Here is a 15772-nt window from a genome sequence, read left to right as displayed (position 1 = left end):
CGGCAATTATTGGTTATTAATCGTTTTTGTTCTGCAAAACACGAGGCATAAAAAAGGCCCCGAAGGGCCTGAGTACGATTCTGGCGGATTACTTATAGGCCGACTGGTGAACCCCTACCGCGCGTCCTGATGGATCGTTCATGGATTTGAACGATTCATCCCACTCGATGGCTTTCGCTGAAGAGCAGGCCACTGACGGGCCGCCAGGCACACACTCTGCCGCGCTTGCGACCGGGAAAAGTTCTTCGAAGATTTCACGGTACAGATACGCTTCTTTCGAGCCAGGCGTGTTGTACGGGAAGCGGAAGCTGGCGGTTTCCAGTTGTTGATCGGAAACCTGCTTCGCCGCCACCTCTTTCAGGGTGTCGATCCAGCTGTAGCCCACGCCGTCGGAGAACTGCTCTTTCTGACGCCATGCGACGCTTGCCGGCAGGTAAGATTCGAAACATTCACGCAGGATATGTTTCTCCATTTTACCGTTGCCGCACATTTTATCCTGCGGGTTGATGCGCATGGCCACGTCGAGGAATGATTTATCGAGGAACGGCACGCGGGCCTCCACACCCCAGGCGGACATCGCTTTGTTGGCGCGTGCGCAGTCAAACATATGCAGCGCCTGCAGTTTACGCACCGTCTCTTCGTGCAGCTCTTTGGCGTTTGGCGCTTTGTGGAAGTACAGATAACCGCCAAACACTTCGTCAGATCCTTCGCCCGACAGCACCATTTTAATGCCCATCGCTTTGATTTTACGCGACATCAGGTACATCGGGGTGGATGCGCGAATGGTGGTCACATCGTAGGTTTCGATGTGATAAATCACGTCGCGGATCGCGTCCAGACCTTCCTGCACGGTGAAGTGAATTTCATGGTGCACGGTACCCAGATGATTTGCCACTTCCTGCGCGGCTTTCAGATCCGGTGCACCTTCCAGGCCTACGGCGAAGGAGTGCAACTGCGGCCACCAGGCTTCAGAGCGCTCCCCGTCTTCCACGCGACGCGCAGCGAATTTTTTGGTGATCGCGGAAATCACGGAAGAGTCCAGACCGCCAGAAAGCAGCACGCCATAAGGCACGTCAGACATCAGGTGGCTTTTTACGGAATCTTCCAGCGCCTGACGCAGCGCGTTTTTGTCGGTGACGTTATCTTTCACCGCGTCGAAATCGAACCAGTCGCGCTGGTAATACTGACGGATTTCGCCGTCTTTGCTCCACAGGTAGCTGCCTGCCGGGAACTCTTTAATGGTGCGGCACACCGGGACCAGCGCTTTCATTTCAGAGGCGACGTAGAAGTTGCCGTGTTCGTCGTGACCCATATACAGCGGGATAATACCGATGTGGTCGCGGCCAATCAGATAGGCGTCTTTTTCGCTGTCATACAGTGCGAAGGCAAACATGCCTTGCAGATCGTCCAGGAATTCGGGTCCTTTTTCCTGATACAGGGCAAGGATGACTTCGCAGTCGGAACCCGTCTGGAACGCGTAGCGATCGCCGTATTCTGCGCGCAGCGCCTGATGGTTGTAGATTTCACCGTTAACGGCCAGCGCGTGAGTTTTTTTCTCGTTATACAGCGGCTGGGCACCGGCGTTGACATCAACAATCGACAGACGTTCGTGAGCCAGAATTGCTTTATCGCTTGCGTACACGCCGGACCAGTCCGGGCCGCGGTGACGCATCAGGCGAGAAAGCTCCAGTGCTTTTTTACGCAGTTCGCCCGCGTCAGTCTTGATATCCAGTACGCCAAAAATTGAACACATAACCTTCTCCGTTAACCCTGTTGCAGTGTGATGTTGCTTGCTTATGAAAATGCCGCAAAATACGGTGTGCGCGCAAGACTTTTACGGGCGAAAACGCAAATAACGCAACAGTCATTGTTGAATGTTGAAAAAAGAGTATGTCGTGAGCGGTTTTATTGATGATTATGCAATGAATGGCGTTTTTTATTAGATGGCGTTGCGTTTTTAAGGCCTGATAATGAGAAACCACGCTCAGCGGCGTGGTTTTTCGTCAGATAACGTCGATTTCAGCAACCGACGGGTAAATCCAGCTCGGCCTGAACGGCATGGCGTCAATGTCATCCAGGGTGGAGACGCCCGAGAGCACAAGGATCGTTTCAAGCCCGGCCTGGAAACCGGCCAGAATATCCGTACGCAGGTTATCGCCGACGATCACCGTTTGCTCGGAGTGGGCCTGCATTTTGTTGAGCGCCGCGCGCACAATCCACGGGCTAGGTTTGCCTACCACGAAAGGTTTACGGCCAGAGATTTTCTCGATGCCCGCGCAGAGCGCGCCGCACGCCGGGTAATATCCGCGCCCGTGGGTATCCGGGTTGGTGGCAATAAAGCGCGCGCCTGTTGCCACAAAATAGGCGGCTTTGTGCATCATTTCCCAGTTAAATGAACGGGTCTCACCCACGATGACGAAATCCGGGTTGACATCGGTGATGGTGAATCCGGCTTTATACAGCTCATGGATCAGCGCGCCTTCCCCGACCACGTAAGCCTTTTTCCCTTCCTGACGTTTCAGGAAGTCGGCGGTCGCCATTGCGGAGGTGTAAAACACGCTGTCCGGCACGTCGACACCGGCGGTGGCGAAGCGGTTGGCCAGATCCTGGCCGGTCTGCGACGGATAGTTAGTCAGCAGAACCAGCGGCATTCCCTTTTCCAGAATACGGTTCAGAAACTCAGCGGCACCGGGCACCGCAACGTTATCGTGCATCAGCACGCCGTCAATATCACAAATCACATTCTGAATGGTCATGGACTACCTGGCATCTCAAAAAAAGAAGGCGTAACTATAAAGGGCTGTTAGCTTTCCAGCAAACGCTGGAGCAGCAGACCGTTAAGCATGGCGCGTTTCACCAGCGCAAAAGCACCAATGGCGGAGCGGTGATCGAGCGTCGAGCGCACGACCGGCAGGTTCTGGCGGAAGGCTTTCAGCGCCTGAGTATTGATGCAGCCTTCGATGGCCGGAAGCAGCACTTTTTCCGCTTCGGTAATTTCACCGGCAATCACCACTTTTTGCGGATTAAACAGGTTGATTGCGATGGCGATGGTTTTACCCAAGTGGCGGCCGACCTGCTCAATCACTTCGCAGGCAAGGGCGTCGCCTTTGTTGGCCGCTTTGCAGATAGTGTTGATCTTGCAATCATCCAGGGTGATACGGCTCTGATAGCCCTGTTCAAGCAGATGACGCACCCGGTGTTCAATCGCTGCATTGGCCGCGACCGTTTCCAGACAACCGAAATTACCGCAGTGGCAGCGCTCGCCGAGGGGGTCGACCTGAATATGGCCAATCTCACCAACGTTGCCGTTACGGCCAATGAAAATGCGGCCGTTGGAGATGATCCCGGCCCCGGTACCGCGGTGTACGCGCACCAGAATAGAGTCTTCGCAATCCTGACTCGCACCAAAGTAGTGCTCCGCCAGCGCCAGGCTACGAATATCGTGGCCGACATAACAGGTGACGTTGAAACGTTTTTCCAGCGCGCCGACCAGCCCCCAGTTTTCGACCGGGATATGGGGCATATAGCGAATCACGCCGCTTTCCGGGTCGACCAGGCCTGGCAGGATCACTGAAATGGCGATCAGCTCGCGGATTTTACGCTGGCAGCTGTCAATAAACTGCGCGATGGTATTCAGCAGCGCATGTTCCAGCGTCTCCTGAGTTCGTTCGGGCAGGGGATAGTGCTCTTCCGCCACCACTTTGCTGCTCAGATCGTACAGGGTGAGCGTGGTATCGTGACGGCCAAGACGCACGCCGATGGCGTGGAAATTGCGAGTTTCGGTAATGATGGAGATGGCGCGGCGGCCCCCGGTGGAGGCCTGCTGATCGACTTCTTTGATCAATCCGCGCTCAATCAGCTGACGCGTGATTTTGGTCACACTGGCGGGGGCAAGCTGGCTCTGTTCGGCGATCTGAATACGCGAGATTGGACCATGCTGGTCAATCAGGCGATAAACAGCCGCACTATTGAGTTGTTTAACGAGGTCAACATTACCAATTTGAGCTTGTCCGCCAGATGTCATACTTTTACTTACTCAGTGACGACCTCGTTACCATTAACGATGGTCTTAATAATTTTATAATCGCGCGTGAAGGCGGTGAGGTTAGCCACCATGCCCGGTGCGATACCGCCCAGCTGTTTGTCCACGCCGATCGCGCGAGCCGGGTAGAGTGTTGCCATACGCAGCACTTCATCCAGCGCAATGCCGCAATGTTCAACCAGGTTACGAACCCCTTCGATCATCGTCAGCGCAGAGCCGCTCAGCGTTCCGTTCTCATCTACGCACAGTCCGTTGCGGTAGTATATTGTTTTACCAGCAAAAATGAACTGTTCAATATTTGCCCCTGCCGGTGCGGTAGCATCGGTGACCAGGCACAGCTTATCGCCTTTCAGGCGTTTCGCGTTGCGGATGTTGGTGTAATCCACATGCAGGCCATCAGCAATAATGCCACAGTAAACGTCCGGCTCATCAAGAATCGCACCGACCAGACCAGGTTCGCGGCCCGTAATGTACGGCATGGCATTATAAAGGTGGGTCGCAAAAGTAATGCCTGCGCGGAAACCGGTTTTCGCTTCGGCGAGTGTCGCATTGGAGTGGCCCGCAGAGACAACGATGCCTGCCGCCGCCAGTTTGCTGATCACATCCGGCCCGGTCATTTCCGGTGCCAGCGTGACTTTGGTGATCACATCGGCGTTAGCGCACATAAAGTCGACCAGCTCGGGGTCTGGCTTGCGCACGTAATTTGGGTTGTGGGTGCCTTTCTTCACAATGTTCAGCCAGGGACCTTCAAGGTGCAGACCCAGCGCCTGATGCGGGTATTTCGCCAGGTATTCACGCATCACGCGGATACCTTGCTTCATCAGGTTGTCATCGGAAGTAATCAGCGTTGGCAGATAGCTGGTGCAGCCTGATTTCTCATTGGCTTTCTGCATGATCTCCAGCGTTTCAACCGTGACCGCCTCTGGCGTGTCATTGAACTGCACGCCGCCGCAGCCGTTAAGCTGGACGTCGATAAAACCGGGGGAGATGATTGCTCCATTGAGTGAGCGCTGTTCGATCTCTGGCGGTAATTCAGCCTGCGGGCAGACACGTTCAATCAGGCCATTGGCGATAACAATCGCATGGTCATCCAGAATTTCATGGCCGGTATAAATCCGACCGTGGGTTAAAGCGTACATAACGACCCCCGGTTTAAAAAATCGACCGCCTCTCAGGGAAGAGGCGGCTCATCAATTACAGACCTTTAATGTTTTCAGCTTCTAACTCGTTGAAGTATTTCAGCGTCTTCACTTTCAGTTCCATGGTAGACGGCTCATCGCACACCACAACGGCTTTCGGATGCAGCTGCAGGCAGCTGATGGTCCACATGTGGTTAACGTTGCCTTCAACGGCAGCTTGCAGCGCTTGCGCTTTCACATTACCCAGCACCAGAATCATCACTTCTTCGGCATCCAGCAGGGTGCCCACGCCAACGGTCAGGGCGTATTTTGGCACCTGGCTTACGTCGCCATCAAAGAAGCGAGAGTTTGCCACGCGGGTGTCATGGGTCAGGGTTTTAATACGGGTGCGAGACGCCAGAGAAGAGGCCGGTTCGTTGAACGCGATGTGACCGTCGTTGCCCACGCCGCCCATGAACAGGTTGATTTTGCCATAAGAGCGGATTTTTTCTTCGTACTGGCGGCATTCTGCGTCAATATCAGGCGCGTTGCCATTCAGCAGGTTAATATTTTCAGCTGGGATATCAACGTGATCAAAGAAATTACGGTGCATGAAGCTATGGTAGCTCTCCGGATGCTCCTTCGGCAGGCCGACGTATTCGTCCATGTTGAAGGTGACAACGTGTTTGAAGCTAACCTGGCCTGATTTATGCATTTCGACCAGAGCTTTGTACGCGGTCAGTGGTGTGCCACCGGTTGGCAGACCCAGAACGAAAGGACGATCGGCAGTAGGTTTGAACGCGTTGATGCGGTTAACGATATGGCGTGCAGCCCATTTACCGACTTGTTCAGCAGTCGCCAGGGGAATCAGTCTCATTGTTCACCTCTAAAGTTAAAGTTAAAAAAAGTGGGCGGATGGCGCGCCTTGACCTGAAATAAGCGTAACCTGGATTACGCGAGGCAGGGGGCAATCCGACTTGATTTTTTGAATGATAAAATAAGTTTTCACTGTTAGCCAGCAAAAGGGAGGGTTAATAACGATATTTGGTGACAAAACTCACAAAAAGTATGCATTTAATTTGCGATACGAATTAATTTTTCACACACTCAGAATGCCAGTGATTCATCAACTGTATCGATAAGTTAGTGACACAATAAAAAACAGCTGAGAACGTGCCTTAAACGGGGTCTCATAGGGGGAAGCACAAGTGAGTATTCTAGGTTATTTACAAAAGGTTGGCCGCGCACTGATGGTGCCGGTCGCCACGCTGCCGGCGGCAGCAATTCTGATGGGTGTGGGTTACTGGATTGACCCGGTTAGCTGGGGTGGTGATAACGCGCTTGCGGCGCTGTTCATCAAGTCCGGTTCCGCCATCATCGACAATATGTCTGTACTATTCGCGATTGGTGTCGCTTATGGTATGTCCAAAGATAAAGACGGTGCAGCAGCACTGACCGGTTTTGTGGGCTTCCTCGTGTTGACCACACTCTGTTCTCCGGCCGCGGTTGCCATGATTCAGAAGATCCCGGTGGACCAGGTGCCTGCCGCGTTCGGTAAGATCAGCAACCAGTTCGTCGGTATCCTGGTGGGTATCATCTCTGCGGAACTGTACAACCGCTTCAGCGGCGTTGAGCTGCCGAAGGCGCTGTCGTTCTTCAGCGGTCGTCGTCTGGTGCCGATTCTGACCTCCTTCGTGATGATCGCCGTGGCGTTCATTCTGATGTACGTCTGGCCGGTGATCTTCGACGGTCTGGTGAACTTCGGTGAACACATCCAGAAACTCGGCTCTGCAGGGGCGGGTATCTACGCGTTCTTCAACCGTCTGCTGATTCCGGTCGGTCTGCACCACGCGCTGAACTCTGTGTTCTGGTTTGACGTTGCAGGTATTAACGATATCCCTAACTTCCTCGGCGGCGCACAGTCCATCGAAGCAGGTAAAGCGGTTGTCGGTATCACCGGTCGTTACCAGGCGGGCTTCTTCCCGATTATGATGTTCGGTCTGCCGGGTGCAGCGCTGGCCATCTACCACTGCGCACGTCCAGAGAACAAAGCAAAAGTTCTGGGTATCATGATGGCGGGCGCATTCGCGGCCTTCTTCACAGGTATCACCGAGCCGCTGGAATTCTCCTTCATGTTCGTGGCACCGGTTCTTTACGTTATCCACGCAGTGCTGACTGGTATCTCCGTATTCATCGCCGCATCGATGCACTGGATTGCAGGCTTCGGCTTCAGTGCAGGTCTGGTGGATATGGTTCTCTCTTCCCGTAACCCGCTGGCCACGCACTGGTGGATGCTGATCCCTCAGGGTCTGGTGTTCTTCGTGATTTACTACGTGGTGTTCCGCTTCACTATCACCAAATTCAACCTGATGACTCCGGGTCGCGAACTGGCTGTTGCCGGTAGCGAAGCAGATGGTCAGGACGTGAATGTGAGCGGTGACAAAGAGCAGGATGTTGCAGGTCTGGCGCGTCAGTACATCGCCGCTGTGGGCGGTTCTGACAACCTGACCGGTATCGACGCCTGTATCACGCGTCTGCGCCTCAGCGTCAAAGATTCTTCTCTGGTTAACGAAGCACTGGCAAAACGTCTCGGCGCATCCGGTGTGATTCGTCTGAACAAAACCAGCGTGCAGATTATTGTGGGCTTCGTGGCAGAAAAAATCGCTAACGCCATGAAAACCACTGGCCCGGTAGCCGCTTCTGAAGCTGCACCTGTCGCCGCTGCCCCCGCTGCTGCTAAACCGCAGGCTGTTCCTAACGCCACCACCATCGCCGCGCTGGTTTCTCCAGTCACCGGTGAAGTGGTTGCCCTGGAGCAGGTTCCTGACGAAGCATTCGCCAGCAAAGCTGTCGGCGACGGCGTAGCCGTGAAGCCAACGGAAAAAACCGTGGTCTCTCCAGCAGCCGGTACCATCGTGAAAATCTTCAACACGAACCATGCGTTCTGCCTCGAAACCGAGAAAGGCGCTGAGATCGTGGTCCACATGGGTATCGACACCGTTGCCCTGGGCGGTAAAGGCTTCACGCGTCTGGTCGAAGAGGGTGCCGAAGTGGTGGCAGGTCAGCCGATTCTGGAAATGGATCTGGACTTCCTGAACGCCAATGCGCGCTCCATGATCAGCCCGGTTGTTTGCAGCAATATCGACGACTTTAGCGGTCTGGTTCTCCAGGCGAAAGGTCAGGTTGTTGCCGGTCAAACGCCACTGTATGAGATTAAAGGCAAGTAATCGCTCCTGAGTAGAGTCATGCCTTAAGCGGCGGGGGATATCCTCCGCCGCTTTTTTTTGCAGCAATCCTCCCCAATATTCACCTCAAAGCCGTTTTTTGCATAACTAAAGGTTGTCACTACGTCCTGCTTATAAGATCATATGCCGTTATACGTTGTTTACGCTTTGAGGAATCCACGATGAGTGAGGCTGAAGCCCGCCCGAGTAACTTTATTCGCCAGATCATCGATGAAGATCTGGCCAGTGGTAAGCACACCACAGTTCATACCCGTTTCCCGCCGGAGCCAAACGGCTACCTGCATATTGGGCATGCGAAATCTATCTGTCTGAACTTCGGCATTGCGCAAGATTACCAGGGCCAGTGCAACCTGCGTTTCGATGACACCAACCCGGTAAAAGAAGACATCGAATACGTTGAGTCCATTAAGAACGACGTGCAATGGTTAGGCTTCAGCTGGTCTGGCGATATCTGCTACTCCTCGGACTATTTTGATCAACTGCACGCCTACGCGATTGAACTGATCAACAAAGGCCTGGCCTATGTTGATGAGCTGTCTGCAGATGAAATCCGCGAATACCGTGGCTCGCTGACTGCGCCGGGCAAAAACAGCCCGTTCCGCGATCGCAGCGTCGAAGAGAACCTCGCACTGTTCGAAAAAATGCGTGCCGGTGGCTTTGAGGAAGGTAAAGCCTGTCTGCGTGCGAAAATCGATATGGCATCTCCGTTCATCGTGATGCGCGATCCGGTGCTGTATCGCATTAAATTTGCCGAACACCACCAGACCGGCAATAAGTGGTGCATCTACCCGATGTACGACTTCACCCACTGCATCAGCGATGCGCTGGAAGGCATTACGCACTCTCTGTGTACGCTAGAATTCCAGGACAACCGTCGCTTGTACGACTGGGTGCTGGATAACATCACCATTCCTGTGCATCCGCGTCAGTACGAGTTCTCTCGTCTGAATCTTGAGTACACCGTGATGTCCAAGCGTAAGCTGAACCTGCTGGTGACCGACAAGCACGTTGAAGGCTGGGATGACCCGCGTATGCCGACCATCTCCGGTCTGCGTCGTCGCGGCTACACGGCGGCCTCTATTCGCGAGTTCATCAAACGTATCGGCGTGACCAAGCAGGACAACACCATTGAGATGGCCTCTCTGGAGTCCTGTATTCGCGAAGATCTGAACGAAAACGCCCCGCGCGCAATGGCGGTTATCGATCCCGTTAAACTGGTCATCGAAAACTACCCGCAGGGTGAAAGCGAGCAGGTCACTATGCCTAATCATCCGAGCAAGCCGGAAATGGGCAGCCGTGAAGTGCCGTTCAGCGCGGAGATTTGGATCGATCGCGCCGACTTCCGTGAAGAAGCGAACAAGCAGTACAAACGTCTGGTGCTGGGCAAAGAAGTTCGCCTGCGCAACGCGTACGTGATCAAAGCAGAGCGCGTAGAAAAAGACGCGGAAGGCAACATCACGACCATCTTCTGCACTTACGACGCCGAGACCCTGAGCAAGGATCCGGCGGACGGACGCAAAGTGAAGGGCGTCATTCACTGGGTCAGCGCGGCACACGCACTGCCGGTTGAAATTCGTCTTTACGATCGTCTGTTCAGCGTTCCTAATCCAGGCGCAGCAGAGGATTTCCTGGCGACCATCAACCAGGAATCATTGGTCATCAAACAGGGCTATGCAGAACCTTCCCTGAAAACGGCCGAAGCAGGCAAAGCGTATCAGTTCGAGCGTGAAGGTTACTTCTGCCTCGACAGCCGTTATGCAACCGCTACCAAACTGGTGTTTAACCGTACCGTCGGTTTGCGTGACACCTGGGCCAAGATTGGCGAGTAAGCCTGGTCAATGAGAGACAAACGCCGCATAACGCGGCGTTTTTTTTGCTTATCGATCATGCTTTTACTTTTCGCGTCTATTTTTAACATTAAAATTACACGTCAATGAGCTGCTACTTATTTTTTTTAATAAAGTTTCGCGTAACGTGAAATAAGCGAAATTAAAGTATGTAAGCGCTATCAATTATCATTACCTACTGAATTTAACCATTTTTTTCTGATTAAGCCTTGTCCCGAGTGATATGTTTCAAATCACTACCAATTATGTGCACTTCGTCATAATCCTGCATTTTGCCCACTGAAAAGCGTTGATAATTCGCGTCGCGAAAAATAGTCTAAAGGCGGTAGTTAATTCGAGGGTATTACAGACTACCCCTGACCATTTGGTCTTTTAGATTTTTCGCCGTTTAAGGCGCTTTTATTCGTCAAAGAGGAACAATCTATGCGTACGTTCAGTGGCAAACGTAGTGCGCTGGCGCTGGCTATCGCCGGTGTGACAGCAGTGTCGGGATTTATCGCGGCTCCGCAGGCTCAGGCAGCAGGCTTTATTGATGATTCAACGCTCACGGGCGGTATCTATTACTGGCAACGTGAGCGTGACCGCAAAGACGTCACCGAAGACAAATATAAAACTAACCTTTCTCACTCCACCTGGAACGCCAACCTGGATTTCCAGTCCGGTTATGCCGCTGATATGTTTGGCCTGGATATTGCCGCGTTTACTGCCATTGAAATGGCGGAAAACGGCGATAGCGCACACCCGAACGAAATCGCATTCTCCTCCAGTAATAAAGCTTACAAAGAAGACTGGTCGGGCGATAAGAGCGGTATCAGCCTGTATAAAGCGGCGGCCAAATTTAAATACGGTCCGGTATGGGCGCGCGGCGGTTATATTCAGCCAACTGGCCAGACTCTGTTAGCACCGCACTGGAGCTTCATGCCGGGTACTTACCAGGGCGCAGAAGCCGGGGCGAACTTTGATTACGGCGACGCTGGTGCGTTGAGCTTCTCGTATATGTGGACCAACGAGTACAAAGCGCCGTGGCACATCGAGATGGACAAGTTCTACCAGAACGATAAAAAGACGCGGGTGGAATATCTGCACTCACTCGGCGCGAAATATGACTTCAAAAATGATCTGGTACTGGAAGCGGCATTCGGTCAGGCAGAAGGCTACGTCGATCAGTACTTCGCCAAAGCCAGCTACAAATTCGATATCGTTGGCGGCCCGCTGACCACCAGCTATCAGTTCTACGGTACGCGCGACAAAGTCAGCGATGGCGGCGTAAACGATCTGTATGACGGCACCGCATGGCTGCAGGCACTGACCTTCGGCTACAAAATTGGTCAGGTAGATTTACGCCTCGAAGGAACTTACGTTAAAGCGGAAGGGCAGCAGGGCTACTTCCTGCAGCGTATGACGCCAACGTACGCCTCGTCTAACGGTCGTCTGGATATCTGGTGGGATAACCGTTCTGACTTCAACGCCGACGGCGAAAAAGCGCTCTTCTTCGGCGCGATGTATGACCTTAAAAACTGGAATCTGCCGGGCTGGGCGGTGGGCGCATCTTACGCCTACGCATGGGACGCGAAGCCAGCTGACATGGCGACGCCAGATGCCTACTACGATCCAAACTATCGTCTGAAAGAGTCTTCATACAGCCTGGATGCGATGTACACCCTGCAGGATGGTCGCGCCAAAGGCACCATGTTCAAACTGCACTTCACGCAATACGACAACCACTCCGATATTCCGAGCTACTCGGGCGGTTACGGCAACATCTTCCAGGATGAGCGTGACGTGAAATTCATGGTTATCGCACCTTTCACCATCTTCTGATGAACGATCTGGCGGGATTACTCCCGCCGGAATGGAGACCGACATGTTGAAGAAAATCGCATTCGTTGCTGTGTTGGCCGCAGGGCTGACCGCCTGCGCACAACCTCAGGCACAGAAAGAAGATTCTCGCCTGAAAGAGGCTTACAGCACCTGCATTAACACCGCTGAAGGCTCGCCGGAAAAAATCGAAGCCTGTCAGAGCGTACTGACGGTGCTGAAGAAAGAGAAAGCCCATGAGCAGTTCGCGACGCAGGAAAACATCCGCGTGATGGATTATCAGGCCTGCATTCAGGCGCGTAAAACCGGTAACGATCAGGAAGTGGCAAAACGTTGCGATCAGATCTGGAAAGAGATTCGCAGTAACAACACGACCACACCGTAAGCTAAAACGCATTTCATCTCAGGGGAACACGCCGTTCCCCTACATCACGCTAGGTAGATCTCTGTGTTGCCACTCCCACTCTTTCAGGATTTGTTGATTATTTTTATTTAGTGAAAAGCGTGCGCACTGGCATATTGTCACAAAAATGTGAGAGCACGTTCCCCAACAGATAAATTCTTCCTCCCATGTACAGGGGAAAGGATTAGTCTTCGAAACAGTCGAAATACTACGTACGGGTATCCCTTGAACAAGTGTCAACGGGATGCGTTTCCATTTTTACTATTTTTCGTCTCAACGGAGCGAGAACGACACCAGTGATTATTATTTCACCGCGAGAAACAGTGTTGGGTGTGGAATGCCGTGTCGGTAAAGTAGAGCACTCAATCAATGTCAATAACGGTACAGGACGCAGATAATCCAGCGCTTTAAGGTAATAGTGTTCTTCAATGTTATGCGACTTCCCTGCGATATCCTTTGTATTTTTGTTAAATAGATTAAGTACCCTACGTTATGAGGAAGAGTGTTACGGTAGTCAAAATATGCAACGTGAAAATTAACGAAAGGGTATTCTTTTAGTTTCAGATTGATAATTCTACAGCTTGTATTATAGACTTTATTTTCAAGGGTATTAAAGCACGGAAATATCTCTTTTGCTGACAAAATTACGTGGCTCCACACATTGTAAATATAAATGATTTATTACTAACTTATAAGTTTCCCTTTGTGTTGATGTATTTTTGCAGTGATTATTAGTCGTGGTTTCATTATTTGTATGAATAAATCAGGAAGATATTATGGCTCAACAGGGATTGAGATTTACGTTGAATATTGAGGGCTTGGCAGAAGAGGCGGTAGCTGTTGTCCGATTTGGCTTGCAACAAAAGTACTCTCAACCTTTTGTGCTGAACGTCGATATTGCCAGCAAGCTTGCTGATCTCACGGCTGTGAATTTTCTCGAAAAGAAGGCTGTGTTAACGATATTCCAGGGGGCCGAGGCACAGCGATATATTAGTGGAATTGTTACCAGCGTATCGCTTGGCGAGAACAACAATTGGCAGATGAGGTATCAACTGCGGATTTCCCCGCCCTTATGGCGCTGTGACCTTAGACAAAATTTCCGTATCTTTCAGCAGCAAGATATCCAGACTATTTCATCGCTACTATTGGCTGAGAATGAAGTGACTGACTGGACTCCTGTCTTCTATGAATCCCATCCCTCAAGAGAATTTTGCGTTCAGTATGGAGAATCGGACCTGGCGTTCTTAAACCGATTATGGTCCGAAGAAGGACTTTTTTATTATGACTGGCACGCCAATGGCGAGCCGAAGCAAAATATGGTCCTCACCGATGATATTGCAGGCACCGCAGCATTGGGAGAGATGCCTTTTAACCCAAACGCTGGATCGACGGAATGCATCAGTGAGTTTCGTTATCAGGCACAGATAAGACCATCCTCGGTAGAAATTCAGGACTACACATTCAAAGCACCCGGCTGGCAGGGGTATTACGGTCACAAGGGTGAGCATCTTAATGGGCAACATACGCAGTATGAGGTCTTTGATTATCCCGGTCGGTTCAAGGATGAGCAACACGGAGAAGATTTTGCTCGCTATCAAATAGAAGGTTGGCGACACAATGCTGAAATCGCCACAGGTCAAAGCAATTCGGCAAAGCTGTGGCCAGGAGTTCGCTTTACGCTTAGCGGTCATCCAGCGGCATCGTTAAATACTGAATGGCAGGTCGTTACAAGCCTTATAAACGGCGAACAGCCGCAGGCGGAACATGGCAGTCAGGGGCGGGGAACGACGATGAGCAATTATTTTAGTGTCATTCCAGCCGATCGAACCTGGCGGCCATTGCCGTTGGCAAAACCCCGAGTGGATGGCCCACAAAGCGCTTTTGTTACCGGTCCTGAAGGCGAAGAGATCTTTTGTGATGAACATGGGCGAGTACGGGTCCGGTTTCACTGGGATCGTTACAGTCCAGGTAATGAGGGTAGCTCGTGCTGGGTCAGAGTTTCACAGGCGTGGGCGGGGACAGGTTTTGGCAATCTGGCCATCCCACGTGTAGGTCAGGAAGTGATCGTCGATTTTCTGAATGGCGATCCTGACCAGCCTATCGTCATGGGACGAACTTATCATCAGGATAACCGCTCACCGGGAAGTTTGCCGGGCACAAAAACGCAGATGACCATTCGCTCAAAAACTTATAAAGGAAGTGGTTTTAATGAGCTGAAGTTCGAAGATGCGACGGGTAAAGAACAGGTCTATATCCATGCTCAAAAAGACATGGTCACCGAGGTTCTGCATGATCGAAACACTACGGTTAAAAATGATCATCAGGAAACTGTTTCTCATAACCAAAAGGTGAATGTAGGGCTCGGCCAGACAATTAGCGTCGGAAGCAAAAAAGAAGGCGGGCACGATCAGAGTCTTTTTATTACCCATGACCAGATCGTAAAGGTCGGCAACGATCAGACATTGACGGTTGGCAATGATCGACATATTCGTACCGGGAATGACGACCTGTTACAGGTGACTAATGATCGAAAAGTAACGGTTGAGGGGAAACAGGAACATAAAACAACCCGAGACCACATCTCCCTGGTACAAGGCCAAAAAAGTTTGACGGTCCAGGGGGATCTCGCCCAGAAGGTTGCCGGGGCGTTAGGGATCAGTGTAGCGGGAGATATTGTGCTGAAAAGCAGTGGGAGTATTAGCCTGCAAGCGGGAAATTCGTTTGTGGTTATCCATGCTGGTGGCGTCGATATTGTGGGCCCGAAGATTAATCTGAATGGAGGAGGTTGCCCGGGAAAGCCCGTTGAGCCGTTACAGCCTTCTGCCTTGACGGCTCAAAAGGAGGACTGGACTTCTCCAGACAATCAGCCTGGTGAGGATTCGCAGTTTGGTAATGCGGATAATTCTTCTGATGCAGGGAATAATGACGATACAAAATCAGACGAATATAGTTTGAGGTTCGCTTTGTCGGAAGATTTCGTTAGTAAACCTTATGTGTTAAAGGATAAAAATGGAAATACCCTTTCCCAAGGGGTTATTCCTGAAGATGGCCGTACACCAAGAATTAAATTCGATAAGCCAGATGAGTTAAATCTTACATTAGGAACTGTTGGATGGAATATGACTTCTCTGAATTCTGTTCCATCCTCTCAAGATAATCAAATTATAGAGTTTACTGAAGAGGAGTTAACGGCTCCTGATCCATGGTTTGACAAACTGGATACAAGTTATGGAGATTTTTTACCCGCAGATTTAGTCACTAAAATAATGGTTGGTGTTACAGGTGAAGAGTGATGCTTT

At 51.6% G+C, this 15772-nt stretch carries 10 protein-coding genes; 5 read left to right on the top strand and 5 right to left on the bottom strand.

Annotation, left to right across the window (positions count from 1 at the left end; genetic code table 11):
• Positions 1-88: 88 nt before the first annotated feature.
• From asnB to nagB, 5 genes are all read right to left on the bottom strand, one after another.
• Complete coding sequence (gene asnB, locus DAI21_RS20460; protein ID WP_102104404.1) at positions 89-1753, bottom strand: asparagine synthase B; 1665 nt, start codon at positions 1751-1753, stop codon at positions 89-91.
• Between the two features lie 250 nt (positions 1754-2003).
• A complete protein-coding gene (locus DAI21_RS20455; protein WP_100777208.1) occupies positions 2004-2756 on the bottom strand; it encodes an HAD-IIA family hydrolase in 753 nt (250 codons plus the stop codon).
• A 47-nt stretch (positions 2757-2803) separates the two neighbouring features.
• Positions 2804-4024, bottom strand: coding sequence for an N-acetylglucosamine repressor (locus DAI21_RS20450; protein ID WP_100777207.1), 1221 nt, complete (start codon positions 4022-4024; stop codon positions 2804-2806).
• An 8-nt stretch (positions 4025-4032) separates the two neighbouring features.
• A complete protein-coding gene (nagA, locus tag DAI21_RS20445; RefSeq protein WP_102104165.1) occupies positions 4033-5181 on the bottom strand; it encodes an N-acetylglucosamine-6-phosphate deacetylase in 1149 nt (382 codons plus the stop codon).
• A gap of 55 nt (positions 5182-5236) precedes the next feature.
• A complete protein-coding gene (nagB, locus tag DAI21_RS20440) occupies positions 5237-6037 on the bottom strand; it encodes a glucosamine-6-phosphate deaminase (protein WP_100777205.1) in 801 nt (266 codons plus the stop codon).
• 331 nt (positions 6038-6368) lie between these two features.
• Between nagB and nagE the strand changes: the two genes are divergently transcribed.
• From nagE to DAI21_RS20415, 5 genes are all read left to right on the top strand, one after another.
• Positions 6369-8387, top strand: coding sequence for an N-acetylglucosamine-specific PTS transporter subunit IIBC (gene nagE, locus DAI21_RS20435; RefSeq protein WP_102104164.1), 2019 nt, complete (start codon positions 6369-6371; stop codon positions 8385-8387).
• Between the two features lie 179 nt (positions 8388-8566).
• Entirely contained in the window at positions 8567-10234 is a 1668-nt protein-coding gene (gene glnS / locus DAI21_RS20430; protein WP_100777202.1) for a glutamine--tRNA ligase, read from the top strand.
• Between the two features lie 441 nt (positions 10235-10675).
• On the top strand, positions 10676-12073 hold the full coding sequence (chiP, locus tag DAI21_RS20425; RefSeq protein ID WP_100777201.1) for a chitoporin: 1398 nt from the start codon (positions 10676-10678) through the stop codon (positions 12071-12073).
• Between the two features lie 46 nt (positions 12074-12119).
• The gene (chiQ, locus tag DAI21_RS20420) at positions 12120-12455 is read left to right on the top strand and encodes a ChiQ/YbfN family lipoprotein (RefSeq protein ID WP_107704300.1); all 336 of its coding nucleotides are present in this window, start codon (positions 12120-12122) and stop codon (positions 12453-12455) included.
• 794 nt (positions 12456-13249) lie between these two features.
• A complete protein-coding gene (locus tag DAI21_RS20415) occupies positions 13250-15766 on the top strand; it encodes a type VI secretion system Vgr family protein (RefSeq protein WP_107704041.1) in 2517 nt (838 codons plus the stop codon).
• The last annotated feature ends 6 nt before the right edge of the window (positions 15767-15772 follow it).

Source organism: Lelliottia sp. WB101 (assembly GCF_003051885.1).
In the GTDB taxonomy this organism is placed as follows: Bacteria; Pseudomonadota; Gammaproteobacteria; order Enterobacterales; family Enterobacteriaceae; genus Enterobacter; species Enterobacter nimipressuralis.
The sequence above is the reverse complement of the archived record's forward strand: the minus strand, read 5'-3'. Positions and strand labels throughout refer to the sequence as shown.

Excerpts from the sequence above, each read along its gene's own strand:
- nagB (WP_100777205.1), bottom strand. The coding sequence starts at position 6,037 with ATGAGACTGATTCCCCTGGCGACTGCTGAACAAGTCGGTAAATGGGCT.
- asnB (WP_102104404.1), bottom strand. The coding sequence starts at position 1,753 with ATGTGTTCAATTTTTGGCGTACTGGATATCAAGACTGACGCGGGCGAA.
- DAI21_RS20450 (WP_100777207.1), bottom strand. The coding sequence starts at position 4,024 with ATGACATCTGGCGGACAAGCTCAAATTGGTAATGTTGACCTCGTTAAA.
- glnS (WP_100777202.1), top strand. The coding sequence starts at position 8,567 with ATGAGTGAGGCTGAAGCCCGCCCGAGTAACTTTATTCGCCAGATCATC.
- DAI21_RS20415 (WP_107704041.1), top strand. The coding sequence starts at position 13,250 with ATGGCTCAACAGGGATTGAGATTTACGTTGAATATTGAGGGCTTGGCA.
- DAI21_RS20455 (WP_100777208.1), bottom strand. The coding sequence starts at position 2,756 with ATGACCATTCAGAATGTGATTTGTGATATTGACGGCGTGCTGATGCAC.
- nagA (WP_102104165.1), bottom strand. The coding sequence starts at position 5,181 with ATGTACGCTTTAACCCACGGTCGGATTTATACCGGCCATGAAATTCTG.
- chiP (WP_100777201.1), top strand. The coding sequence starts at position 10,676 with ATGCGTACGTTCAGTGGCAAACGTAGTGCGCTGGCGCTGGCTATCGCC.